Raw genomic sequence first — 25,923 nt, 5'->3', positions numbered from 1 at the left:
AGGAATATATAATGACAACAATTGCACTACTCGGTAATCCAAATGTTGGTAAAACAACTCTATTCAACTCACTTACTGGTTCAAAACAATATGTTGGAAACTGGCCTGGTGTTACAGTTGAAAAAAAAGAAGGTTACTATAAAGATGTAAAAATAGTAGATTTACCAGGAATCTATGCAATGGATACTTTCTCACATGAGGAAAAGGTTGCTAAACACTTTTTAGAAGATGGCGATGTAGATATTATTCTTAATATTGTTGATGGTTCGAATTTAGATAGAAATCTATATTTAACAACACAACTTAAACAATTTAATAAGCCAATAATACTTGCAGTTAATATGATTGATGTTGTTCAAAGCAAAGGCTTTGAAATTGATTATAAAAAACTATCTGAAGAATTAGGCGTTACAGTTATTCCAATAATAGCTGCTAAAGGACAAGGTATAGATTTATTAAAGGAAACAATAGAGAAACAGAACTTTACACACATAAAAGATGTAAATAAATTTGATTTTAAAGATGAGAAATCAGCTTATAAATATATAGAAAAAGTTATACATAACTGTTTAAATAAGAAAGATACTAATAAAAAGGATTTAACGGAAAGATTAGATAAAATATTCTTAAATCCATTTTTAGCTTATCCATTGTTTATTTTAATAATGGTATTTATGTTCCAATTTACTTTTTCATGGGTTGGACAACCTATATCAGACTTTTTAGATGGAGTATTAAATGATTCATTTATACCTTGGATGCATACATTACTTGAAAGCACTTCTCCTTGGTTCCAATCACTATTAGTTGATGGTATCATCGGTGGTGTTGGTGGTATTTTAGTACTTTTACCTGTAATTCTTGCACTATTTGTTTGTATAGCATTCTTAGAAGATAGCGGATATATGGCAAGAATAGCATTTTTAATGGATAAATTCATGAGAAAAATGGGGCTTTCAGGAAAAGCATTTTTACCTATGGTTGTTGGATTTGGATGTTCAGTTCCTGCAATCATGTCTGCTAGAACCCTTGAAAGTGAAAAAGATAGAAAGCTTACAGCTCTTCTTGTTCCATTGATGTCATGTAATGCAAGACTTCCTGTATATGCATTATTTGCTTCAGTATTCTTTACTGAACATAGAGGCTTAGTTGTTGCATCATTATATTTATTAGGTATAATTATAGCATTCTTAATTGGTATCTTATTTAAAAATACTTTATTTAAAAAGGATGAGGAACCTTTTATAATAGAACTTCCTAATTATAAAATCCCTCAATTAAGTTCAATAGTAAAACAAACTTATGATAAAGCTAAAGGCTTCATTAAAAAAGCTGGTACTATAATATTTGCAATGACTGTAGTAATATGGTTCTTATCAAACTTTAATTTACACGGAGTAGTTGAAAGTGTTGATGAAAGTATTTTAGCTTCTATTGGATCATTTATAGCTCCAATATTTGCACCACTTGGATTTGGTAACTGGCAATCTTCAGTATCATTACTTAGTGGATTACTTGCAAAAGAAAGTGTAGTTTCTTCAATGGAAGTTATTTTCAATGGAGATTTAAAGGTTATTTTACCTCAGTTCTTTACAGCAATTTCAGCATACTCATTCTTAATCTTTACTTTACTTTATGTGCCTTGTGTATCTGCAGTAGGTACTATGAAAAAAGAGTATGGAACAAAGCTTACAATATTCTCAGTTTGTTATCAACTTGTACTTGCATGGGTTGTTGCATTTATATTCTATAATGTAGCTTCAATATTTATTTAAAAACGAAGGTGATATAAATGGAAATAGCAATAGCAATAGGAATTGCAGCTGTAGCTGTATATATAATATATAAAAATGTTAAGAAATCCTCTAAAGGACAATGTAATTGTGGTTCATGCAGCAAAAGCTGTCCTTCTAGAAAAAATTAAAATAATAGTAAATAAAAAAATCAGTAGCTTAAAGCTACTGATTTTTTTATTTATTATAATGAATCTACCAATTCTTTATGTTCATCTTTATACTTATTTACTACTTTATCATAATATATCTTTATTGTAGCCATTGTTGGTGATGCTAAAAGCATTCCTAAAGGTCCAAAGAAACCTCCACCAAGTGTTACTCCAAATATAACCCAAAATGGTCCAATTCCAACTTTCCCACTTACTAGCTTAGGTTCTAAATACCAAGCATCAAATTGTTGAAGTGCAAGTAAGAATATAAATACAGCTAATGCCCTCCAAGGAGATACAAATACAGCTACTATAGAACAAACTACCATCCCTACAAAAGGTCCAAAGTATGGAATCATGTTAGTAAATCCGACTACAACTGCTAATAATATGGCATAAGGCACTTTTAATACCATTAACCCAACAAGAGACATAAGACCTATTATCAATGAATCTAGAGCTTTTATACCTATATATGTACCAATCATATAATTATATACTCTAGTTAAATTAAGTATTTTATTTCCCCACTTCTCACCTATAAGCATCATAAGTAATAACTTTGTTTGTTTTATAAATTTCTCTTTATCAAGTAATATATAAATTGATATTAAGAATCCAAAGCCAAACATTATTATATCTGTAGTTATAGATACAAGTGATCCAGCTGTGCTTTCTAATATTGAAACTAAAATAGTTCCTGCCTTAGTTGACAATGATGTTAAAGTCTGTAGTATGCCAGCATCTTTCATTAATTCATAGAATTTATCATTTTCAAGTGCTGAATTAACCCAACCTTGCACTGTGCTTACATAGTCTGGTATATCTTTGGTAATAGAAACTATGCTATCTATAATACTAGGTATGCCATATAATCCTATAAGAACTATTATTCCTAGTACAATAAAATATGTTAATCCTACCGCTGGTCCCCTCTTTAACTTCAATCTTTTCTCAAATAATTTCATAATTGGATTTAATACATATGCAAAAATTAATGCAAACATAAATGGCTTAAGTACTACTAAAAACTGTTTAAATACAGCTATATAAACTGCATAGTTATCAACAATTTTATAACCTATAAAGGCTACTAAAGCGAATATTAAAACATCTTTATACTTTATATTTTTATTAAAACTCACTCCATCCCATCACCTTTCTTCTAGTATTTTGCGTCTATCTTGAATTATATCACATATGATATTTCTGTATACAAGTAAGTAATAAAGTTTAACATATTATTAGAAAATGTTAAAAAAGTGCTAGAGAATATAAACTCTCTAACACTTTTAAAATATTACATCTTTTCTACAACTTCTATTCCTATTAATCCTAAACCATTCTTGATTACTTGTAAACTTGCCTTTACTAATGCAAGTCTTGCTTTTTTAAGTTCTTCATCTTCTAAATTTAATACTGAATGAGCATTATAGAATTTATTGAATGATTTTGCTACATCAACTACATATCTAGTTACAACTGATGGCTCAAGCTTTTCAATTGCTAAATGTATATTTTTCTTAAAGCTTTCTAAAGCTTTTATTAATTCGAACTCTTCTTTTGAATCTAACTTGCTGTAATCTACATTTGTTAAATCAACTTCTCCAGCTCTTTCTAATATGCTGTTACCTCTTGCATATGAGTATTGAACATATGGACCTGTTTCTCCTTCAAATGAAAGTATTTCTTTCCAATCAAAGATTATATCTTTTTCTCTTGAATTCTTAAGATAAGTAAATACAACTGCACCTATACCTATCTTTTTAGCAACTTCTTCTTTATTTTCAAGTTCTGGATTTTTTTCATTTATGATTTCTAAAGTTTTAGCTATAGCTTCATTTAATAAATCATCTAAAAGTATTACTTTACCTTTTCTTGTTGACATTCCTCCATCTGGGAACTTAACTAATCCAAATCCTACATGAACACAATCTTTAGCCCAATCTTTTCCTGCAAGTTCTAATGTCTTAAATACTTGCTTGAAATGTAATGCTTGAGGTGTTCCTACAACATAGATACACTTATCAAAATCATAAGTATTCTTTCTGTAATTTGCAGCAGCTAAATCTCTTGTTGCGTATATAGTTGCTCCATCACCTTTAAGAACTATACAAGGAGGCATGTTGTATTCATCAAGCATAACAACTTGTGCTCCATTACTTTCTGTAAGTAAGTTCTTTTCTTTTAATTCATCAATTACAACTTGCATCTTATCATTATAGAATGCTTCTCCTGCTAATGAATCAAATTTAATTCCTAATAGATCATATACTCTGTTAAATTCTTTTAAGCTAAGCTCTCTAAATCTCTTCCATAGAGCTGTTTCTTCCGGCTCTCCATCTTCTAGTCTCTTAAAGTGTAATCTTCCTTCGTCAACTAATGATGGATCCTTTTCTGCCTCATCATGAAACTTAACATATATTCTTAAAAGTTCTGCTATTGGATCTTTTTCTAAAGCTTCTTCATCAACCCATCTTTTATAAGCTGAGATAAGTTTACCAAATTGAGTACCCCAGTCTCCTAAGTGATTTATTCCAACTACATTATATCCTTCTTCTTTGAATAATTTATAAAGTGAATTCCCTATGGCTGTTGTACAAAGATGACCAACATGGAAAGGCTTAGCTATATTCGGTGATGAATATTCAACACATACTGTCTTTCCTTCACCAATATTTGATGAACCATATTTATCTCCTTCTTTAATAACTTCTTCTATAGTTGATTTTGAAAACGCTGCCTTATCAACAAAAAAGTTTACATACGGTCCTAAGTTTGTTATTTTTTCAAATCCTTCTTTGCTTATCTTTGAAGCTAATTCTTCAGCTATCATATTTGGAGCTTTTCTCATAACTTTTGCTAATTGGAAGCAAGGAAAAGCATAATCCCCCATCTCTGATTTTGGCGGTATTTCTATAAGTTTTTTAATATCTTCTACATCTAAATCAACATATTGTTTTATTAATTCTGCAATAATTTGTTTATAATCCATTTTCTATTCCTCCTCGTATTCTTTCCGTAAAATATAAAAAACCGCCTCTTATTTATAAAATAAGAGACGGAATAATATCATTTTTCCGCGGTACCACTCTACTTGCATAAAGAAATGCCCCTCTTTTTTGATAACGCAAATGATTAAAATTTGCGGCGATCCCTACTCATTTCAGGTGCTTCTCCAAGGTTCTCTTCAAATAATCTATCTGTAAGGCTTCCACCAAAACTCCTTACTCGCTAAAAAGAATCGATTACTCTACTCTCCTCTTCATTGAATTTATATTTTACTTTCTTTCATATATTATACATAGAGCACTAACATAATGTCAACAAATAGTTAAATATTCTTATTTTTAACACAACAGTTTAAAATGTTGTATAATAGTAATACATATTTAAAATTAACTATTGTTTAAGGAGTTTGTTATGAAAAGAATTGGTGTTATTGAAATAGGTGCTAACTCAGTTACGCTGACTTTAAATGAAGTAGAAGAAGATGGTTATTTTAGGCAAATTGATGAATTAACTACATCTATAAGACTTTGTCAAGATTTAATAGATGGTACTGAATTATCAAGTGAAAAACTTAATATTACCCTATCAAATTTAAGAGCATTTAAATCAATGTGTCAGGTATCAGGAGCTAAAAAAATTATTGCAATCGCTACAGAAACATTTAGAAGTGCATCAAATAGCGATGAATTATTAAATCTAATAAAAAATGAACTTGATATTGATATTACTATCTTAGATGTAGATAAAGAAATATATTATAATTTTCTAGGAGTAGTAAATACTATATATTTTAAAAATTCTCTAATAGTTGATATAGAGGGTACCGCTACCCATTTAGCTTGGGTTAAAGATGGAGAAATAGAAGAACATTATTCAATCCCAGCAGGTACATTAAATCTTACTTCTGAATATAATCTTAAAGATAGAATATTAAGAGAAGACCTAGAAGCTGCTAAAAGTACAATTACTGATTTAATTCATGAATGTACATGGCTTAAAGATGCTAGTTTTGATTCAATCATAGCCGTTGGTGGTACTATTAAAGCTCTTGGAAGGATGGATAGAATCAGAAAGCGCTATCCTTTTGATATTGAGCATAACTATACCCTAACAGATATTGATGTTCATGAAATATATAATTTATTAAAGTGTAAGAGTCTTAAGCAACGTAAACAAGTTCCTGGTCTACCTTTTGAGCGTGCAGATATAATTGTTGCTGGACTTTGTATATTCCATAATATACTTTCATATACATCAACAAGTAATGTAATAACCTCAGCTAGAGGACTAAGAGAGGGTATTATCTATGAGTACCTTCAAGATAATTATGATTATGAAAAAAATATGCTAGTATTTAGTATTAAGGGGATCATGAATAAACTTAATATTAATAAAAATCATGCAAAACATGTTTATGAAATATCACAAAATATTTTTGAAGATTTAAAGCCAATACATAGATTAGATGATTCTTATAGAAGAATACTTATAACCTCTGCATTATTGCATGATTGTGGTATAAGCATTGACTATTATAATCATCATAAACACAGTTTTTATGTAATATTAAACTCATCTATAAATGGCTTATCACAAAAAGAATTATTAATGAGCGCTGCCGTTGCTGCTTGTCATAGAAACAATCAATATCATATTCCATTCCCTCAATATACTTCTATAATTAATAGAATAGATATTAAGGCTATAGAGTATATTGGTTCTATACTTAAAATAGCTGAAGGACTTGATAGAAGTTTAGAGGGTGCCGTTTCTGATATACATGCAACCATTGATAATGAAACAGTTAAATTGGAAGTTGAATCTCAATTAGATTTAGAACTTGAAATTCGTCAAGCTATGAGAAGTGCTCGCTCATTTAAAGAAATATACAATAGAGATCTAGTAATAGAAAAAGTAAATTAAAAAATTAATATATAATAATTAATAATTAAAGCAGTTAGCCTTTTAAGACTAACTGCTTATTTATCATTAGAATATTATACCAAATATTGAACCTACTATATTTGATAATAATCTTAATATTAACTCTGACGGTATTCTAATTATCGGACCTCCAATAAAAATTATAGCTATAAATATTAAAAATTGATATCTATAAAGACTATCTGATATTTTATAAAAATGTTTTGGACTTAAGTCTCTAAGAATGCTGAATCCATCAAGTCCTGGTAGTGGCAATAAATTAAATACAAATAAAGTTATATTAATTTGTATTATATATTTTGTTATTATTATAAGTACTGAAAGTAACGATCCACCTAAAATAAACTCTCTATTAACAAGAATTAAAATAAAGTACAATACAGTACCAAAGAATGCAACAATTAAATTAGCAATTGGTCCTGCAATACTTACCTTTAGGTCATCTTTATAATAATTTTTAAAAGCTGATGGATTAACTTGTACTGGTTTTGCCCATCCTATACCGCAAAATAAGATTAATATCGTTCCTAATGGATCTAAATGATTAATGGGATTTAAATTTAATCTCCCTTGAAACCTTGGTGTTTTATCACCTAATCTGTCTGCCATTTTAGCATGAGCATATTCATGGAATGTAAATCCAATTAATATAGCAGGTATCATAAATATAATATTTTGCAAAAAGCTCATCTATAAATTCTCCTTCTCTCATTTTAAAGTATTATAACATAAAACACAGCTTTTAAAAAATGAGCTGTGTTTTATTATTTAAATTATTTATTTTTATTTATTATTTTGTACCGGATCTGTTGTATTGCCATCACCTGGTTTCGGATTCTCTGGCTTTGGAGTCTCTGGCTTTGGAGTCTCTGGTTTTGGAGTCTCTGGTTTTGGAGTCTCCGGCTTTGGAGTCTCCGGCTTTGGAGTCTCTGGCTTTGGAGTCGCTGGTTTTGGAGTTTCCGGCTTTGGAGTCTCTGACTTAGCCGGTTTTGAACTATTATTATTATTGTTTGTACTAGTTGAAGGCTTCTTAATAGGTGCTACATAACCTTCATTTTCTTTATCTTCTGGTAATGGGCCATTATCTTTAATATGTTGTTCATTTTCACCCATATACTCAGCAAGTTTATCTTTCCATGCTGCAACACTATAGCTCTTGTCTGTTGGTTTTACATCATTAAATATAAAGTCATGCATCATCTTTGCATTTTGTTCTTTATCTACAATAAGAACCCAACCTTTATCTTTGTAAAGTCCACCCCATGAAATATCTTCACTTACTGGAATTCTTAATTGTTCAAATTGTAAGCTTGGGAACTTCGAAACAGTATAAGCATAGTTAAGAATCATAACTGGCTCTATATTTGTCTTAACATATGGTAATAATTCTGCCATTACAGAAGGATATTTAAGTACACTTAAATCTTTAAACTTTTGTGTAACTAAATCAATAACTCTTCTTTGTCTCTCAGTTCTTTCATAGTCTCCATCTCCAACTTTTCTAATTCTTGCATAAGCTAAAGCTTGTTGACCATCTAAATGTTGCATTCCAGTTTTTTCTATTTTCGGTGATTTAACCTCTTCATACTCTCCAATAAACTTATTAAGTTCTGGTATCTCGTAATCTTTTATATCAACATCAATACCACCAACTTGATCTACAATTGATTGGAATCCACTAAAGTTAACCATTACATATTTATTTAATGATAAATCAAAGTTATCCTTTATAGTTTGCATTAATAACTCTGGTCCTCCATATGCTAAGGCTGCATTTATTTTCTGTTCTCCATGACCTGGTATTTTAACTAATGTATCTCTCATGATTGAAGTTAGTTTAAGTTTTTTATGGTTATTATCTATTGTAGCGATAATTATAGAATCAGCTCTTGCAGCCTCATCTACTTTACGCGCATCTGTTCCTATTAGTAATATATTTGTAATTCCTGGTTGTTCTTTATAATCTACAGTTTCTGCTTGAGGACTTCCTTGATATATTTGTCCTCTAATATACATGTAAGCTCCTCCAGCTCCTAATATAATAAGAAGGAATAATATCCCTATTGAAATCAAAATCTTTTTCTTTTTAGACATCTTTTTCTTTATGATTTTTGTATTCTTCTTCTTATCTCCCTTATCTTGCATGTCTTCCCTCCCTAATGAATCAAGATCTTAAATCTTAATTACAATTTTCAAAATAACTTAATCTGTGATTTTTCAGTCTAACAATACTATTATAATCGACTTTTTATCTTAAAACCAGTACTTTTATACGTATTTTCCTTACAATTAGACTAAAATTTATTAATATTATTCAAATTTTGTATTTATTTATTATATTTTTTAAATTTTTAGGCTATGATATAATAATAAAAAAGATTCAGAGTACCTTTGGAGGAAAAATATGAAAAATAAAGTTCTAAATCTACTTAGAAATAATAATGGATATATTTCTGGAGAGTATATTAGCGAAGTACTAGGAGTATCTAGAAACTCTGTTTGGAAACATATTAATAGCCTAAAAAAAGATGGTTATGTTATTGATGCAATTCGAAATAAAGGATATAAAATTATTAAAACTCCTGATAATATAGATTTCAATTCAGTAAGTGAATTCTTAAAAACTAAAATTTTAGGAAGAAATTACTTTTATTATAAAGAAATTGACTCTACAAATATAAAAGCTAAAGAGATTGCTCAAAATAATAATAGTGATTATTCTGTTATAACATCTGAAATTCAAACTAAAGGTACAGGTAGATTTAATCGTGTTTGGCAATCACCTAAGGGAGGTATATGGACCTCTCTAATATTAAAACCTAATATAAGTCCAAATCAAGCAAACAAAATAACACTAATCGCAGCAGCTTCAGTATTTAAAGTTTTACATGAACTTGATATACCTTGCAAAATTAAATGGCCAAACGACATATATATTAATAATAAAAAATTCTGTGGAATACTTACTCTTATGAATTGTGATATGGATACAATAAACCATATTATAGTAGGAGTTGGTATGAATATAAACATTACTAAAGAGGAGTTTACTTCTGATCTAAATACTGCAACTTCTCTATTAATAGAAAAAAATATTGAATTTAATCGTTCAAAAATACTTGCAAATTTTTTAAATAATTTTGAAGTTTTTTATGATGATTTTGTAGATAAGAATGATTTATCAGAGGTTATACATATTTGTAGAAACAATTCACTTCTTATTGATATGACTGCTAGACTAGTTACTCCAAGGAGTGAGGAGTTGGTAACTTGTCTTGGAATAGATGATGATGGAGAACTTATAATTAAGGATGAACTTGGAAATATAAGAAAAGTAATCAGTGGAGAAATAACATTTAAAGATGAAAATACTCAATAGCTAAGTTTAGCCGTTGAGTATTTTTTTATATCAAGTATTTTTTATAATAATTCTATTCCATTTTCTTTACATATTCTATTATTTTTTTCATCCCAAACAGATGCTTGAACTTCTCCAACATGTGCTTTTCTTAAGAAATACATACATATTCTTGATTGTCCAATTCCTCCTCCAATAGTATAAGGAAGCTTTCCTTCTAATAATGCTTTATGAAATTCTAAGTTCTTTCTTTCTAAGCAGTCAGCTTTCTCTAGCTGACTTTCTAAAGATTTTTCATCTACTCTTATACCCATTGATGATAATTCCATAGCATCGTCTAAAACTGAGTTCCAGAATAAAATATCTCCATTTAAGTTCCAGTCATCATAATCTGGTGCTCTACCATCATGCTTTTCACCTGAAGCTAATTCATGTCCTATCTGCATTATAAAGACTGCCCCTTTATCTTTACATATTGCAGCTTCTCTTTCCTTAGATGTTAAATCTTTATACATGTCCTCAAGTTCTTGAGATGTAATAAAGAATATTTCCTCTGGAAGTTCTTCTTTTATATCTATAAGGTTATCTTTTACAAACTTTTCTGTATCCTTAAATACACTATATATTCTTCTTACAGTATCTTTTAAAGTTTCTAAATTTCTATCCTCTTTATTTATGATACGCTCCCAATCCCATTGATCAACATATATAGAATGTAGATTATCAAGATCCTCATCTCTTCTTATAGCATTCATATCAGCATACAGACCTTTACCAACTGGGAAATTGTATCTATGTAAACTCATTCTCTTCCACTTTGCAAGGGAATGTACAATTTCTACATCTTCCTTTGATGCCAAAACATCAAATTTTACTGGTCTTTCAACTCCATTTAGATTATCATTTAATCCTGATTTAGAATCAACAAAAAGAGGAGCTGATACTCTGATTAAGTCTAATCTCTCTGCTAAATTCTTTTCAAAATAATCCTTTATAGATTTAATATGAACTTCTGTTTCAATTAGTGTTGCTTTACTTTTATATCCTTCTGGTATAATAATACCTTCTTGTTTCATAAATAGCCCTCCTTTAATTTTAAATATTATTATATACAAAAAAATAAAAAAAATAAAGTATTCTTTAAATATAAAGAATACTTTTTGTTAATTTCTAAATATGACACTGGTCTAAATGTGATTTTAATATTTTTGCTGACTCTTTAAGTCTACTTTCTTCACTATTTGATAATGGTATCTCTATTATCTCTTTAGCTCCTTCTCTATTAACTATAGTTGGAATTGCTAAATACATATCTTTAATTCCATATTGCCCTTCAAATAAAGAATCAATAGTTAATATACTATTTTCATCTCTAAATATAGCCTCAACAATTCTATTGACAGCAAGTGCTACTGCAAAATATGTTGCTTTTTTTCTGTTTATTATTTCATAAGCAGCATTTTTAACATCTTCTTCTATTACTTTTTTAATTTCTTCATCCCAGTTAAGTGATTTTTGTTTTGCATATATATCAAAATCTTCTCCACCTATTCTACCATTGCTCCAAGTAACTAATTCACTGTCACCATGCTCACCAATAACATATGAATGTATATTATTATTATTTACACTAAAGTATTTACCAAGTACATACTTTAGTCTAGAAGTATCTAGCACAGTACCTGATCCTATAACTCTTTCTTTTGGGAATCCTGATAACTTATAAGTTATATAAGTTAATACATCTACTGGATTAGATACAACTAATAAAATTGATTCTGGACTTAATCTTGCGATTTCAGGAACAAATCCTTTGAAAACTTCAAAGTTCTTTCCAATCATATCTAATCTAGTTTCTCCTTCTTTTTGTCCAATACCTGCTGTTATTATTACTATATCAGAATCTGCAGTCTCCTCTAGTGATCCTGCATATATATTGACTGGCTTTACAAAAGATGTTCCATGAACTAAATCCATTACCTCTCCCATTGCTTTATCCATATTTATATCATATATGCAAATTTCTGTTGCTATTCCACTATTCATTAATGCATAAGCTGTAGTTGCTCCTACAAAACCTGCTCCAATTATTGATACTTTTCTTTTTCTTTCAACTAACATAACTTTCCCTCCGGTTTCCATGATTCCATTAGTTTAACCAATTTGCTATTTTTTATTATAATTTAATTATACTATCAGCGATAATTAATTTCAATTAATTCTTACTGTTTTCATCTGATTTTTTGTTATTTTATTATGAACAGATATGGTATATAATTATAATTATATTTGTACACTAGGAGGATATTCAATGAAATTACTTTTTTTCGATACAGAAACAACAAGCATACGCCCTGGACACATATGTCAACTAAGCTACATAGTAGTGGATACATCAACAAAGCCTCAAACTACTACAGGTAAAAACTTCTTTTTTGCAGTTGATGAGATGGATCCAAATGCTGAAGCAGTACATGGTTTTTCTCTTGAAAAATTATACGAGCTTTCAGAAGGAATGTATTTTGAAGATTCCGTTGGTGAATTTATAGATGATTTTATGGAAGCAGACTTTGTAATAGGTCATAATGTAAATTTTGATGTTAAATTTATGCATAGTGAATTATTATTCCTTGGAGCAAATTATGAACCAAAGAGAACATTCTGTACTATGTCATACTATAAGGATATATGTAAAATGCTAAAACCTAATGGCACTTTTAAAAATCCAAAACTTGAAGAGGTTATATCATATCTAAATATTACAAAAGAACAAATTGAAAGTAAGGCAAAAGAGTTATTTGGCGGAAGTGGAAACTATCATGATGCTAGATTTGATACAGCTGCCACTTATTTAACAGTAATAGAAGGTCTAAAAAGAAAGATAATACCTCATGGATACTTCTCAAATATATCTAAAAATTAATCTACATTAGGTTAGAAGGGTTACAATATGAAAATATTGTAACTCTTTTTATCATACTGTATAATTTTTAATATATCATAATGGTGGGGAGGAGATTTTATTATGAGTTCTCAATCAAAAACTTTTTTAAAATTCGTTGCTTCTATAATTTTAATAGCATTCATATTAGATATAATGTTACATAATGTAATTTTATCTTCAGGTGTTGCATTTTTAATATCTGTTACTTTCTTTTATTCACCTGATAGGCTTATTGCTAAAAAAGAAAAAGAAGAAGAAGGTAAAAATAAGGATGTCGCTACTAGATCAACTAGTGTAAATTCAAAGAAAAAGAAGAAGAAAACTAAATAGACTTAAATAAAAAAGAGTTAGTTTAAAATCTAACTCTTTACTCTTCATTTAATATTTTTTGGTACTGTTTAATTTTCTCTTTATCCATAGCTTCAACACCTTCTAATGGATAATTAAGTCCCATATTTTCGTATTTATTTACTCCAAGTAAATGGTATGGAAGAAGCTCTACTTTCTCTACATTATCTAAAGTTTTTATAAATTCCTTTAACTTTCTTATATGTTCTTCCCCATCAGTTAATCCAGGCACAACAACATGTCTTATCCACATTTTTGTTCCAGCATTTTGCACCGCGCCAAGAAACTTTAGAGACTCATCAATATTCATTAAAGTTACATTTTTATATCCTTCTCTTGTTAGATCTTTTATATCAAAAAGAACTAAATCTGTATATTTTAATATTTCATCATACATTCCAACTCCAAATCCTGAAGTATCTATACATGTATGTATACCTTCTTTTTTACATAGCTTCAATGCTTCAATTAAAAACTCTGGTTGTCTTAAAGGTTCGCCACCTGAAAATGTAACGCCACCATTTGAAGTATTAAAATACGCCTTATATCTTTTTATCTTATTTACCAATTCAGATGGAGTATATTCTTCACCACAGCCATATTCCCATGTATCAGGGTTATGACAATACTTACATCTTAAAGAACACCCTTGCAAAAACACAACAACTCTTATACCAGGCCCATCTACAAGCCCCATAGTTTCTATTGAATGAATTTTTCCTACAGTCATAGTCATTAACTTCCTCCTTGAACAATTGATGATTTAAAGTTTATAAATATAACTTCTATTTATAAATTTTAAATCATCAATTACTTATTTAAAATTATAATACATATCCCCTGCTAAGTATAACCCTAGCAGAGGATAATTTAATTGATACTACATTTTAATAGTATAAATATTACATTCTTGAGTGGAATGTTCTGTTTATAACATCAAGTTGTTGCTCTCTAGTTAACTTGATGAAGTTTACAGCATATCCTGAAACTCTGATAGTTAATTGTGGATATTCTTCTGGTCTTTCCATTGCATCTAATAATGTCTCTCTGTTAAATACATTAACATTTAAGTGATGTGCTTTTTGACCAAAGTATCCATCTAACATATTGCTTAAATTAGATATTCTATCTTCCTTTGACTTTCCTAAAGCATCTGGAACTATTGAGAAAGTATTTGATATACCATCTTGTGAATGCTCATATGGAAGCTTAGCAACTGAATTTAATGATGCAAGTGATCCACTTGAATCTCTACCATGCATTGGATTAGCTCCTGGTGCAAATGGTTCTCCAGCTTTTCTTCCACAAGGAGTTGTTCCTGTCTTCTTACCGTATACTACGTTTGAAGTTATAGTTAATACAGATTGAGTATGGTATGAATTTCTGTAAGTCTTATTCTTTCTGATCTTTTCCATCATATTCTTAACTAAGAATACAGCTATTTCATCAACTCTATCATCATCATTTCCGTATTTAGGGAAATCTCCTTCAACTTCGAAATCAATAGCAATTCCTTCTTCGTTTCTTATTGGCTTAACCTTAGCATACTTAATAGCTGATAAAGAGTCAGCACAAACTGATAAACCAGCTATACCGCAAGCCATTGTTCTAAATACATCTCTATCATGTAATGCCATTTGAAGTGATTCATATGAATACTTGTCATGCATGTAGTGGATACAGTTTAAAGTATTAACATAAAGGTTTGCTAACCAGTCTGTCATTACATCAAATTTTTCCATAACTTCATTGTAATCTAAATAATCACTTGTTATAGGTGCCATCTTAGGTGCTACTTGTACTCCTGACTTTTCATCTATACCACCATTTATAGTGTAAAGTAAAGTCTTAGCTAAGTTAACTCTTGCACCGAAGAATTGCATTTGCTTACCTATTCTCATTGCAGATACACAACAAGCAATAGCGTAGTCATCTCCCCAGTATTCTGTCATTAAATCATCATTTTCATATTGAACTGAACTTGTATCAATAGATACCTTTGAACAGAAATCTTTGAAGTTTTGAGGTAATCTAGTTGACCATAGTACTGTTAAGTTTGGTTCAGGTGATGGTCCTAATGTATAAAGTGTATTAAGAACTCTAAATGAATTCTTAGTAACTAAACTCTTTCCATTTAATCCCATACCACCAATTGATTCAGTTACCCAAGTTGGATCTCCTGAGAATAAATCATTGTATTCTGGTGTTCTTAAGAACTTAACTAATCTAAGTTTCATTACGAAATGGTCCATTATTTCTTGAGCTTCTTCTTCAGTGATTACTCCTGCATCTAAATCTCTTTGAATATATATGTCTAAGAAAGTAGAAGTTCTACCTAATGACATAGCAGCACCATTTTGTTGCTTAATTGCAGCTAAGTATGCAAAGTAAACCCATTGAACAGCTTCTTTAGCATTCATTGCAGGCTTTGATAAATCAAATCCATAGCTTGATCCCATTGCTTTAAGTTCTTTTAAAGCTACTATTTGATCGCTAATTTCTTCTCTTAATTGAATTACATCTGCATCAATAGTATTAACTTCTAAGCTCTTCTTTTGAGCCATCTTGTCTTCTATTAATCTATCTACACCATATAAAGCAACTCTTCTATAGTCACCTATAATTCTTCCTCTACCATAAGCATCTGGAAGTCCTGTTACTATACCATATTTTCTAGCTAACTTCATTTCATCAGTATATGCATCAAATACACCTTGGTTATGAGTCTTTCTGTGCTTAGTGAATATTTCTGATATTCTACCATCAACCTCATATCCATAAGCTTTAGCTGCATTTTCTGCCATTCTTATACCACCTTGTGGCATAACAGCTCTCTTAAGTGGAGCGTCAGTTTGTACACCCACTATCTTTTCTATTGCTTGGTCTATATAGCCAGGCGCATATTCATTTATTCCTGATACTGTTTTAGTATCAACATCTAAAACTCCACCATTTTCTCTTTCCTTCTTAAATAGCTCACTTACTTCATCCCATAACTTAGTTGTATTTTCAGTTGCTCCCTTTAAGAAAGAATCATCTCCCTCATATGGAGTATAATTATTTTGAATAAAGTTTCTGACATCAATTTCTTTTTGCCAATTTCCTTCTTTAAAGCCTTCCCATTCCCTAAACATTAATGCGTCGCCTCTCTTTCATATTAATTTATGATTAAATTATAAATGATAAATTTTTCACAGTCAATAATTATTTTCATTTGAAACTTGCTATCATTAATCTAACCTTCTTTCACTTTATATTTTAAACGAAAAAGGACTAAATGTAAAAGTTTTTTTAACAATTAGTCCTTTTTTTATATTTTTTTAACAATATTTTTCATTTTTATGAGCTTGTTTTTACTTTGCACCATATTGCTTATAATAATTATTTATTCTTTCCATAATTTCATCATCTATTATTACTTTATCATTTATTTTTCTGTTATAAAGATACTCTATTACTTCTTCCATAGTTACTATAGCACATGTCTTAAATCCAAACTTTTCTTTTATTTCATTTAAGGCAGATTTTTCTCCTTTTCCTCGTTCCATCCTATCTACAGATATTATAAGTCCAGTAACATCAATCTCCCCTTGTCCCTTTAAAATAGGCATTGTTTCGTATATTGACGTACCTGCTGTTGTTACATCTTCAACTATTAAAACTTTATCTCCATCTTTTAAATTAGCACCAAGAAGTATTCCCTTATCTCCATGATCTTTAACTTCTTTTCTATTAGAACAGTAATCTACATCTATATTATACATGTCTGATAATGCAATTGAAGTTGTAACTGTTAATGGAATTCCTTTATATGCAGGTCCAAATAAAACATTAAATTCTTCTCCAAAATTCTCCTTTATAGCTTCTGCATAAAACTCTCCAAGTCTCTTTAGTTGACTTCCTTTTTTGTAATTTCCTGTATTTACAAAAAATGGTGTTTTTCTTCCGCTCTTTGTTACAAAATCTCCAAATGTAAGAACTCCACACTCTACCATAAACTCTATAAACTCTTTTTTATACGCTTTCATACTAAAAAACCTCCAAATTTTCGTTAAATTTTAAACAATCCCTATTATCTCGTTAATATCTTTTATTCCTTCTTTTATTAAGAAATTTTCCATTCCTTCTATTATTTCTTTTCCTGCCATTGGATTTGTAAAATTAACAGTTCCAATCTGTATAGCTGATGCTCCCGCCATCATAAACTCAATTGCATCTTTCCAATTAGAAATTCCACCTAGTCCTACCACCGGTATATCAACCGCCTTTGATACTTCGTGTACCATTCTAAGTGCTATTGGTTTTATAGCTGGTCCTGATAACCCTGCATATGTATTATTAAATACTGGTTTTCTTTTATTTATATCAATAGCAAATCCTTTTAATGTATTTATTAAAGATAATGAATCAGCCCCAGCTTCTCTACATTTTACAGCCATTTCCACTATATTTTCTGCATTTGGTGATAATTTCACCATAAGAGGTTTATTAGCGATACTCTTTATTTTGCTGACAACATCATATGCAACTTCTGATCTTATTCCAAAAGCCATACCACCTGATTTTACATTTGGACATGATATATTAAGTTCTATCATATCAATATCTGTATTATTAAGCTTAATTATGGCCTCTTCATAATCTTCCATACAACCACCACCAACATTTGCAATTACATTAGTATTAAGCTTTTTCATTTTCTTCAATTCATGTTCTATAAAGTGATCTATTCCTGGATTTTGAAGTCCAACTGAATTCATCATACCACTTGGAGTTTCATATACTCTTATTCCTTCATTTCCATCCTTTGGATTTATAGTTAATCCCTTTGATGATATTCCACCTAGTATACCAACATCATAGAAATCTTTATATTCTTCTCCAAATCCAAATGTACCTGAAGCTGCTATAACAGGATTCTTAAATTCTACTCCATTTATATTAACCTTTAGCATATAACTCCTCCTCTACAGTTCTACATAGTTTCCATCAAATACTGGTCCATCTTTACAAGTTCTCTTATGCCCATCCTTTGTCTTACATGTGCAAACTAAGCATGCTCCGACTCCACAAGCCATATGTTTTTCCATTGATACAAATATCTTTGTACCACATTCTTTGCACATTTCTACTACCTTTTTCATCATAACTTCCGGTCCACAACATAAAACTACATCATAATCTCTTGGATTTAAGACTTCTGTTACAAAACCTTTCTTTCCGTGCTTTCCTGTATTAGTTGTTATATTTATATTGTCTACATACTTTTCAAAGTCATTTATTAAATATACATCATCTCTAAATCCTGCATATAGATCTATATTAGATGCATTATTTTTTTCTCTAAGTTCTTTAGCTACTTGAAGCATAGGTGCAGTTCCTATCCCTCCAGATACTAAAGCAACTCTACCTAACTTTTCATTTACATTAAATCCATTTCCTAAAGGTCCTGTAATTTTTATTTCATCTAATTCCTTAATCTTGCTTATTTCTTCTGTTCCAGTACCAACTACTGCATAAAGAAATGTAAGCTTATCATCTTCTTTTTCACAAATACTTATAGGCCTTGGAAGAAGTGCATTTTTGACTTTAAGCATATAAAATTGACCACACTTTATCTCATTCTCATCTTTTACTACTAATTTAAATATCCCTTTTGCTATCTCATCATTACTAAGTACAGTAACATCTTTATAGACAATACCCATAGTCAAAATCCTCCCTATCTATTACACGCTGATCTTATTTCGTCTCTCATTCTAATTACTTCTTCTCTAGCACCTTTTGCAAAGTCTTTCTCAGAAGCTTTATTATTTTTATAAGCTAGAAGTATTCCTCTTGAAGAGTTTACTACTCCTCCGTTTCCATTATTAAGATACATTGCAACATCTTCAGCCTTTCCACCTTGCGCTCCATATCCTGGTATTAAGAAAAACATTTCCTTTAAAGTTTCTCTAATCTTTGCACCTTCTTCTATATGTGTACATCCAATTACTCCACCCATTGGAGTATATCCACATTCACCCATATATTCTCTTCCCATGTTTAATACCTTTTCGCCAACTATATCATAAACATTTCTTCCAGCTGGAGTTTTGATATACTCTATATCTTTTGCTCCTTTATTTGAAGTTCTAACTAAGCTAAATATTCCTTTATCTCCACCTTCTATATAAGGTATATATGGCTCTATGCTATCCATCCCCATATATGGACTTAATGTTATAAAGTCTGCTTCAAAGTCGCCTTCAAAATGAGCTTTAGCGTACATTGTTGCTGTAGCTGCAATATCCCCTCTTTTTATATCAGCTATAATTATTTCACCCTTTTCTCTAAGGTATGCTAATGTATCTCTGTAAGCTTCTAGTCCTTCAATGCCTAATGCCTCATAATAAGCTATTTGCACTTTAAAGCATGCAGCTACATCAAATGTTGCATCAATTATTGCCTTATTAAACTCAACAATAGCATCTTTATTTGACTTTCCCTCTTTTATAAAACTTGGTATGTAGTCAAGTGATGTGTCAAGACCAACACACACCACTCCTCTTTCATTAACTCTATTATATAATTTATCTATTATTCTACTCTTCATCTTTTAATCCCCCACTATTTTTTATATAAAACTCTTCCACCTTTTATTGTCATAACTACTTCACCATAGAACTCCATACCTTCAAATGGTGTATTTTTCCCTTTTGAGTGGAACTCCTCTGAATTTATAACTATCTTTTTATTTGGATCTATTAAAACTACATCTCCATCTAATCCAATACTAATATTACCCTTATTCATCTTTAATATATTAGCTGGATTTCTTGACATCATCTCTGATAGCTTATTTATTGATATAACTCCATCTTTTACAAGTTTTGTATAACATATTGGAAAAGCTGTTTCTAGTCCTACCATCCCTGGTGAACCTTTCTTTTTATCTTCATAAGTATGCGGTGCATGATCTGTTCCTATACAATCTACATCCCCATGACTTATTGCTTTAATTAAAAAGTCAACATCTTCTCTTTCCCTTATTGGAGGATTAACTCTATAATTACTAACATCATTAGTTAGTGCAATATGATGTGGGGTAACTTCACAAGTTACTTGTACCCCTTTGCATTTTCCATCTATTATATATTGCATAGCTTCTTTAGTACTTACATGAGCCATATGAAGCTTAGCTTCTGTAACCTTTGCAAGTGTTATATCTCTCCAAGTCATCATATTTTCTGCAAGTCGCATATCTATATCTGAAAATTCACCTGACTCTGCATGAGACATAACTATCCAGTCATTTTCTTTTGCTATCTTCATAGCTTCCATCATAACTCTTGAATCTGATACTCCAACTCCATCATCTGATATTGCTCTCACTCTAGAATCATTTTTAAATTCTTCTAAGTGTGATATTGTTTTCCCATCAAAATTCTTTGTTATTGTTACACATTGGTGTATATCTATAAGGTTTAACTTCTCTTCCTTTTCTTTGACATAATTTAAAACTTCCTTAGTTGAACATATAGGACTAGTGTTTCCCATTAAACATACTCCTGTATATCCACCTCTAAGTGCAGATCTAGATCCAGTCTCTAGATCTTCTTTATAAGTAAGTCCAGGATCTCTAAAGTGGGCATGAGTATCAACAAATGATGGCATTAAAGTTAATCCATTTGCATCTATAGTTTCTACTCCACTTTTACTTATATCTATACCTACTTCTTTTATTTTTCCATTTTCTATATAAACATCACCAAAAAAGTTTTGGCATGAATCAATTACATTTGCATTCTTTATTAATATATTCAAATCAAGCACCTCTTTAAGCTCTTATACTAGTTTCATTATGTGATCACAATACTCACATTTATAAGTTGCTTTATCTCTATCTACTAAGTTAAATATTTGAGGAACATAATTTTCATCAGTTGTTATACATCTTACATTATCACAAGTAATTATATTTTCAACTTTCTCTGGAAGTTCTGGTATTAGCTTGTTAACTATTTTTTCATCTCTAACTTCATTTATTGTTATATTAGGTGAAAGCATTGCTAATACTCTATAATCTATTTCTTGTATTCCTTCAATTTTTATAATATCTTTTTTACCTAAAGTATTACTTTTAACATTCATTATTAATGCTACGCTTAAATCTGATTCTTCTAAATTTAGGTGGTTAAATATTTTAATTCCAATTCCAGCTTGTATATGGTCTATAACTAATCCATTTTTTATACTTGTAATTTCTAACATATTAACATACCCCCAAAAGTTTACATATTAACGCCATTCTTGCATACATTCCATATTCAGCTTGCTTAAAGTAAGCAGCTCTCTTATCTGAATCAACTTCTACAGCAATTTCATTTACTCTTGGTAGTGGATGCATAACTATCATATCTTCCTTAGCTAAATTCATCTTGTCCATATCTAATATATAACTATCTTTAAGTCTTAAGTATTCTTTCTCATTAAAGAATCTTTCTTTTTGAATTCTTGTCATGTAAAGTATATCTACTTCTTCTATTACATCTTCTAATCTTTCAACTTCTTTAAATTCTATATTATTCTTTTTTAAGATTTCATCTCTTATATAATCTGGTATTTGAAGTTCCTTTGGTGATATTAATACAAATTTATTACCTTCATACCTAGACATTGCCTTTATTAATGAATGCACTGTTCGTCCATATTTTAAATCTCCACATAAACCAATTGTTTGATTTGAAAGACTTCCTTTTAAAGTTTCTATTGTTAATAAATCTGTTAATGTTTGAGTTGGATGTTGATGTCCACCATCTCCTGCATTTATAACTGGTACCTCTGAGTACATACTTGCAACTCTTGCAGAGCCTTCTCTTGGATGTCTCATTGTTATAATATCTGAATAGATTGATACCATTTTTATAGTATCTGCAAGGGTTTCTCCCTTAGATGCTGAACTTGAATTTGGTTCTGAAAAACCTAAGATATTTCCACCTAGTCTCATCATAGCTGCTTCAAAGCTAAATCTTGTTCTTGTACTAGGTTCATAAAATAGAGTCGCTAGGATTTTCCCATCACATATATGAGAATATTCCTTTGGATTTTCAATAATTTGATGTGCTAATTTGAAAATTTCTTCTAGTTGTCCTATAGTAAAATCCATAGGATCGATTAAATGTTTATCTTTTAACATAATTTCACTCCTTCTTAACCTCTCTGTGTTAAATTAAAAGGGAAATATTTTCTTACAATTGTATAAGTATATAAAAAAAGTCTTCCTCACAAGACATAAGGAAGACGCAGTTATTCTACGATACAATTGCATTACTATTACTTCCTTACTGATCTCTCTGGATCAAATTAAAGGTTATCTTTTCTGTAGAATACCATGTTAAACATTAACTGTCAATATTTTTAATTTATTTTTATAAAATCATTTAGAAATTTATTTAATACTACCCATCTTATAAAGTCCTTAGTATCAAGTTTATGTAACTTTGCAAGTTTTTCTATTATTTCTTTTTCCTCTTTAGATACAGGAATCTCTATCTTATCTATATTTCTCTTATTTATAATTGCAGAATTTATCTTCTCTTTTATTCCATACAATATAGTAGTCACCACCTCTCAAATACTTATTTATAATATATTCATTATGTAAACTCTTTAGAATTATTTTTAAATAAAAAAGAAAACCCCTAGAATTTAAACTCTAGGAGTTTTCTTTAAATTATTATTTTGTTTAAGTTAATGTTTGTTTAAATTGATGTTTTTTAAGTTAATGTTTTGTTTTGATACTGTTAATTATAAATTTATCTTAATCTTTATTTTATTAAAGATTAGTTAGCTGATATTATTTTAATAATTCTTCTACTGTATTATCTGGTAAAGTTTCTTCTTTAGTAGTTTTTCCAAGTAAAGATTCTTCTAATTCTAAAGTTTCTTCTGCTCTTGGACTTATAGCTTTTACAAATAACAATAAGAAGTTAAATACTACATAGAAGATTACTCCTGTTCCTATAAATATTTCAATATCTCCTAATACTTTAAAAACTCCGGCTCCTACTCCTCCTACCTTCATTAAATATTCACTTACTTTATAAGCAGCCATAATACTAATTGCAAGCGGGAATGTAAGTGATGCATATATTGGTGCAAAGCCTTTTTTTATAAAACCTACTATATATGTATAAACTAATAATAAATTTATTATTGAAATAACTATTAATACTCCTAGAATTATAGGGTTTAAAGTTTTAAAGGCAGTAATATATCCAACTAAACAAAGGCTAGCTGGAGCTGCCATTATTCCTATTGTAGGTAGATGATGCTCTTCTATAGCTTTATGATTAAATACTCTATATAGCATTATTGGCCAAGTTATTATATATATAATAAATCCAAAATAAAATAACCATTGTGCTAATTTATCATATCCCATTCCTGTACTTGTAACGCAAGCAACAACTACTCCAACCCAAACTACGAACCAACTTGGAACCATATGTTCAAGCTTAAAACCTTTTATTCTAAATGCAAAGAAAACTATGAATAATATAAAATGTACAATTATACATGCAAGCCATAACCCTTTTGCAAATCTTGGTGCAACATTTAAGAAGTATGCTGCTATTAACATTAATCCCATATCTATTGTTGGATAAAAGCTTCCTAACACTGGATGTTTTATCTCTTGTATAATTTTTTTAGGAAATACTACTATTCTTATAAACATTAATGATAATGCTAAAATTGTAAATATTATTGCTAATGGCTTTAAAAAATTTATTCCATTTATTTGCCATGCTGTACTTACTGTTATTAAACCAAGAGAAGTTCCACATATACCTATTGGATAATTCTCTAATTTACTTATTAAACTCTTCTTTTGATTCATATTGATTCCTCCGTATATTATTTACATGATTAATTATATATAATAAAAATAGATAAGTGAAAGAGTATTTTTATATATATATTATATGCATTTAGTTATATATAACTTTTTCTATATTCTCATAATATACCCGCAAAATTTAAATTCATTACTCTTATCAATTTATTAATACTAATTTTATATAGCTAAAAAAAGCTTAACAACATATTAAAATATGTTGTTAAGCTTTTTTTAAATTTACTATTAATGTAAACTCTTATATATGACGAAATTAAGCTGTGTAACTTTCATATATTTCTTGCCATACTATTAAATTTTTATATTAATTCATTATATTATCTATTCTTATATAATTAAAGAATAAAAATCTTATTGAGTAATATACTAAAGGTATTGATTTACTTATATAAGTAAGGAGGACTTAATATGAATTCAGATAATAGGAAACCGAAATTCACCAAACCGAAAAAAATAATCCTAATTCCTTTTATAATTATATTAATAATATGGATCTCATTATTTACAATAATAAAACATAATTCTAATAACACAGAAGTTGTGGCATCTGAAAATGAATTGGGTACTTCTTATTACTTACAATTAAAGGATGATCCTAATGCAGATGATGCATTAATCGTATCTAAATTTATGAATGATTTATATAAAGGTTACAAACAATATCCCGTTAGGAATGATAGAAAAAAAGTGGTTTATTTAACCTTTGATGACGGTCCATCAACAACAAATACTCCAGCTTTACTTAAAGTTCTAGATAAACACAAGATTAAAGCAACATTTTTTGTAACTGGAGTATCATTAAATGCTAATGATGAAGCTAAAGAATTATTAAAAGAAATTGCTACCAACGGACATGCCATAGGAAATCATACATATAGTCATAACTACCATTACCTTTATCCAAGTAGGACCATAAATGTAGATCATGTTATTGATGATTTACATAAAAATGAAAAGTTAATGCAAAGTATTTTGGGCAAGGATTTCTTTACTAGAATTATTAGATTACCAGGTGGATATCGTACATGGAATGGCAAGGAAGCATTAAAAAATAAGCTGAATGAACTTGAAATTCAAAATATTGATTGGAATGCTTTAAATGGTGATGCAGAAGGAAAAAAGAAAAATGCACAAGAATTAGTTATGTATCTAAAAAAGACCGTTAAGAAGCTCGGTGAAGATGCAGACAATATCGTGGTTTTAATGCATGATGCATATGGAAAAGATGAAACTGTAAAAGCTTTACCTCAGATAATTAAATATTTTAAAGATAAAGGTTTTGAATTCAAAACAATAAAATAGGAATTCTTAGTATACGCTTTCTAATTTTTAATTTAACATAAATACACGAAATTAAAAAAGCTAAAATGATTAATAAAAAATCATTTTAGCTTTTTATAATAAATAACTATCTTAATATTTACTCTATTAATCAGAAACTAATTCCAATTATTTATTACATTATCTTACAT

The 25,923-nt window shown here is 29.4% G+C and carries 24 protein-coding genes and 1 other annotated feature; of the genes, 7 read left to right on the top strand and 17 right to left on the bottom strand.

What is annotated here, in order from left to right:
- Positions 1-11: 11 nt before the first annotated feature.
- Together feoB and JOC62_RS10385 are read left to right on the top strand one after the other, a co-directional pair.
- On the top strand, positions 12-1,775 hold the full coding sequence (gene feoB, locus JOC62_RS10390; RefSeq protein WP_204595200.1) for a ferrous iron transport protein B: 1,764 nt from the start codon (positions 12-14) through the stop codon (positions 1,773-1,775).
- Between the two features lie 17 nt (positions 1,776-1,792).
- A complete protein-coding gene (locus JOC62_RS10385; RefSeq protein ID WP_204595199.1) occupies positions 1,793-1,924 on the top strand; it encodes a FeoB-associated Cys-rich membrane protein in 132 nt (43 codons plus the stop codon).
- Between the two features lie 53 nt (positions 1,925-1,977).
- Here JOC62_RS10385 and JOC62_RS10380 read toward each other — a convergent pair whose 3' ends face one another.
- Entirely contained in the window at positions 1,978-3,090 is a 1,113-nt protein-coding gene (locus JOC62_RS10380; protein WP_204595198.1) for an AI-2E family transporter, read from the bottom strand.
- Positions 3,091-3,245: 155 nt separating this feature from the next.
- Positions 3,246-4,940, bottom strand: a complete 1,695-nt coding sequence (gene argS / locus JOC62_RS10375; protein ID WP_204595197.1) for an arginine--tRNA ligase — start codon at positions 4,938-4,940, stop codon at positions 3,246-3,248.
- Positions 4,941-4,999: 59 nt separating this feature from the next.
- Positions 5,000-5,223 (bottom strand) — a binding site (T-box leader).
- Between the two features lie 145 nt (positions 5,224-5,368).
- On the opposite strand from argS, the gene JOC62_RS10370 reads away from it, so the two are divergent.
- Positions 5,369-6,880 carry a Ppx/GppA phosphatase family protein gene (locus JOC62_RS10370; RefSeq protein ID WP_204595196.1) on the top strand — a complete coding sequence of 504 codons (1,512 nt, stop codon included), beginning with the start codon at positions 5,369-5,371 and terminating at the stop codon, positions 6,878-6,880.
- 66 nt (positions 6,881-6,946) lie between these two features.
- Here the strand turns inward: JOC62_RS10370 and JOC62_RS10365 are convergent, their stop codons facing one another.
- A complete protein-coding gene (locus JOC62_RS10365) occupies positions 6,947-7,591 on the bottom strand; it encodes a site-2 protease family protein (RefSeq protein ID WP_204595195.1) in 645 nt (214 codons plus the stop codon).
- A 93-nt stretch (positions 7,592-7,684) separates the two neighbouring features.
- On the bottom strand, positions 7,685-9,046 hold the full coding sequence (locus JOC62_RS10360; protein ID WP_204595194.1) for an LCP family protein: 1,362 nt from the start codon (positions 9,044-9,046) through the stop codon (positions 7,685-7,687).
- Between the two features lie 259 nt (positions 9,047-9,305).
- Here JOC62_RS10360 and JOC62_RS10355 point away from each other — a divergent pair, with 259 nt between their 5' ends.
- Positions 9,306-10,280: a biotin--[acetyl-CoA-carboxylase] ligase gene (locus JOC62_RS10355; protein WP_204595193.1), complete on the top strand. Its 975-nt coding sequence runs from the start codon at positions 9,306-9,308 to the stop codon at positions 10,278-10,280.
- A 41-nt stretch (positions 10,281-10,321) separates the two neighbouring features.
- Here JOC62_RS10355 and asnA read toward each other — a convergent pair whose 3' ends face one another.
- Positions 10,322-11,335: an aspartate--ammonia ligase gene (asnA, locus tag JOC62_RS10350; protein ID WP_204595192.1), complete on the bottom strand. Its 1,014-nt coding sequence runs from the start codon at positions 11,333-11,335 to the stop codon at positions 10,322-10,324.
- A gap of 94 nt (positions 11,336-11,429) precedes the next feature.
- The gene (locus JOC62_RS10345; protein WP_204595191.1) at positions 11,430-12,380 is read right to left on the bottom strand and encodes an L-lactate dehydrogenase; all 951 of its coding nucleotides are present in this window, start codon (positions 12,378-12,380) and stop codon (positions 11,430-11,432) included.
- Between the two features lie 190 nt (positions 12,381-12,570).
- Here JOC62_RS10345 and JOC62_RS10340 point away from each other — a divergent pair, with 190 nt between their 5' ends.
- Both JOC62_RS10340 and JOC62_RS10335 read left to right on the top strand, forming a co-directional pair.
- Positions 12,571-13,182 (top strand): 3'-5' exonuclease, encoded by a 612-nt coding sequence (locus JOC62_RS10340; protein WP_204595190.1) that lies wholly within the window; start codon positions 12,571-12,573, stop codon positions 13,180-13,182.
- Positions 13,183-13,284: 102 nt separating this feature from the next.
- Entirely contained in the window at positions 13,285-13,533 is a 249-nt protein-coding gene (locus JOC62_RS10335; protein ID WP_204595189.1) for a hypothetical protein, read from the top strand.
- Positions 13,534-13,570: 37 nt separating this feature from the next.
- Here the strand turns inward: JOC62_RS10335 and pflA are convergent, their stop codons facing one another.
- From pflA to JOC62_RS10280, 11 genes are all read right to left on the bottom strand, one after another.
- Positions 13,571-14,281, bottom strand: a complete 711-nt coding sequence (pflA, locus tag JOC62_RS10330; protein ID WP_204595215.1) for a pyruvate formate-lyase-activating protein — start codon at positions 14,279-14,281, stop codon at positions 13,571-13,573.
- A gap of 172 nt (positions 14,282-14,453) precedes the next feature.
- Positions 14,454-16,685 carry a formate C-acetyltransferase gene (pflB, locus tag JOC62_RS10325; protein WP_204595188.1) on the bottom strand — a complete coding sequence of 744 codons (2,232 nt, stop codon included), beginning with the start codon at positions 16,683-16,685 and terminating at the stop codon, positions 14,454-14,456.
- Between the two features lie 219 nt (positions 16,686-16,904).
- Positions 16,905-17,579 (bottom strand): orotate phosphoribosyltransferase, encoded by a 675-nt coding sequence (gene pyrE / locus JOC62_RS10320; RefSeq protein ID WP_204595187.1) that lies wholly within the window; start codon positions 17,577-17,579, stop codon positions 16,905-16,907.
- Positions 17,580-17,609: 30 nt separating this feature from the next.
- Positions 17,610-18,506: a dihydroorotate dehydrogenase gene (locus JOC62_RS10315; protein ID WP_204595186.1), complete on the bottom strand. Its 897-nt coding sequence runs from the start codon at positions 18,504-18,506 to the stop codon at positions 17,610-17,612.
- Positions 18,507-18,518: 12 nt separating this feature from the next.
- Complete coding sequence (locus JOC62_RS10310; RefSeq protein ID WP_204595185.1) at positions 18,519-19,259, bottom strand: dihydroorotate dehydrogenase electron transfer subunit; 741 nt, start codon at positions 19,257-19,259, stop codon at positions 18,519-18,521.
- A gap of 14 nt (positions 19,260-19,273) precedes the next feature.
- A complete protein-coding gene (pyrF, locus tag JOC62_RS10305) occupies positions 19,274-20,146 on the bottom strand; it encodes an orotidine-5'-phosphate decarboxylase (protein ID WP_204595184.1) in 873 nt (290 codons plus the stop codon).
- Between the two features lie 14 nt (positions 20,147-20,160).
- Positions 20,161-21,357, bottom strand: a complete 1,197-nt coding sequence (locus tag JOC62_RS10300; RefSeq protein WP_204595183.1) for a dihydroorotase — start codon at positions 21,355-21,357, stop codon at positions 20,161-20,163.
- Between the two features lie 21 nt (positions 21,358-21,378).
- On the bottom strand, positions 21,379-21,804 hold the full coding sequence (locus JOC62_RS10295) for an aspartate carbamoyltransferase regulatory subunit (RefSeq protein WP_204595182.1): 426 nt from the start codon (positions 21,802-21,804) through the stop codon (positions 21,379-21,381).
- A 1-nt stretch (position 21,805) separates the two neighbouring features.
- Positions 21,806-22,729: an aspartate carbamoyltransferase gene (pyrB, locus tag JOC62_RS10290; RefSeq protein WP_204595181.1), complete on the bottom strand. Its 924-nt coding sequence runs from the start codon at positions 22,727-22,729 to the stop codon at positions 21,806-21,808.
- 221 nt (positions 22,730-22,950) lie between these two features.
- The gene (locus JOC62_RS10285) at positions 22,951-23,145 is read right to left on the bottom strand and encodes a hypothetical protein (RefSeq protein ID WP_204595180.1); all 195 of its coding nucleotides are present in this window, start codon (positions 23,143-23,145) and stop codon (positions 22,951-22,953) included.
- Positions 23,146-23,389: 244 nt separating this feature from the next.
- On the bottom strand, positions 23,390-24,433 hold the full coding sequence (locus tag JOC62_RS10280) for a TDT family transporter (protein WP_204595179.1): 1,044 nt from the start codon (positions 24,431-24,433) through the stop codon (positions 23,390-23,392).
- A 558-nt stretch (positions 24,434-24,991) separates the two neighbouring features.
- Between JOC62_RS10280 and JOC62_RS10275 the strand changes: the two genes are divergently transcribed.
- On the top strand, positions 24,992-25,753 hold the full coding sequence (locus tag JOC62_RS10275; protein ID WP_341534804.1) for a polysaccharide deacetylase family protein: 762 nt from the start codon (positions 24,992-24,994) through the stop codon (positions 25,751-25,753).
- The last annotated feature ends 170 nt before the right edge of the window (positions 25,754-25,923 follow it).

Source organism: Clostridium sardiniense, assembly GCF_016907995.1.
Lineage (GTDB): Bacteria > Bacillota > Clostridia > Clostridiales > Clostridiaceae > Clostridium > Clostridium sardiniense.
Note: the sequence above shows the minus strand (reverse complement) of the source record. Positions and strands in the feature narration are given on the sequence as shown.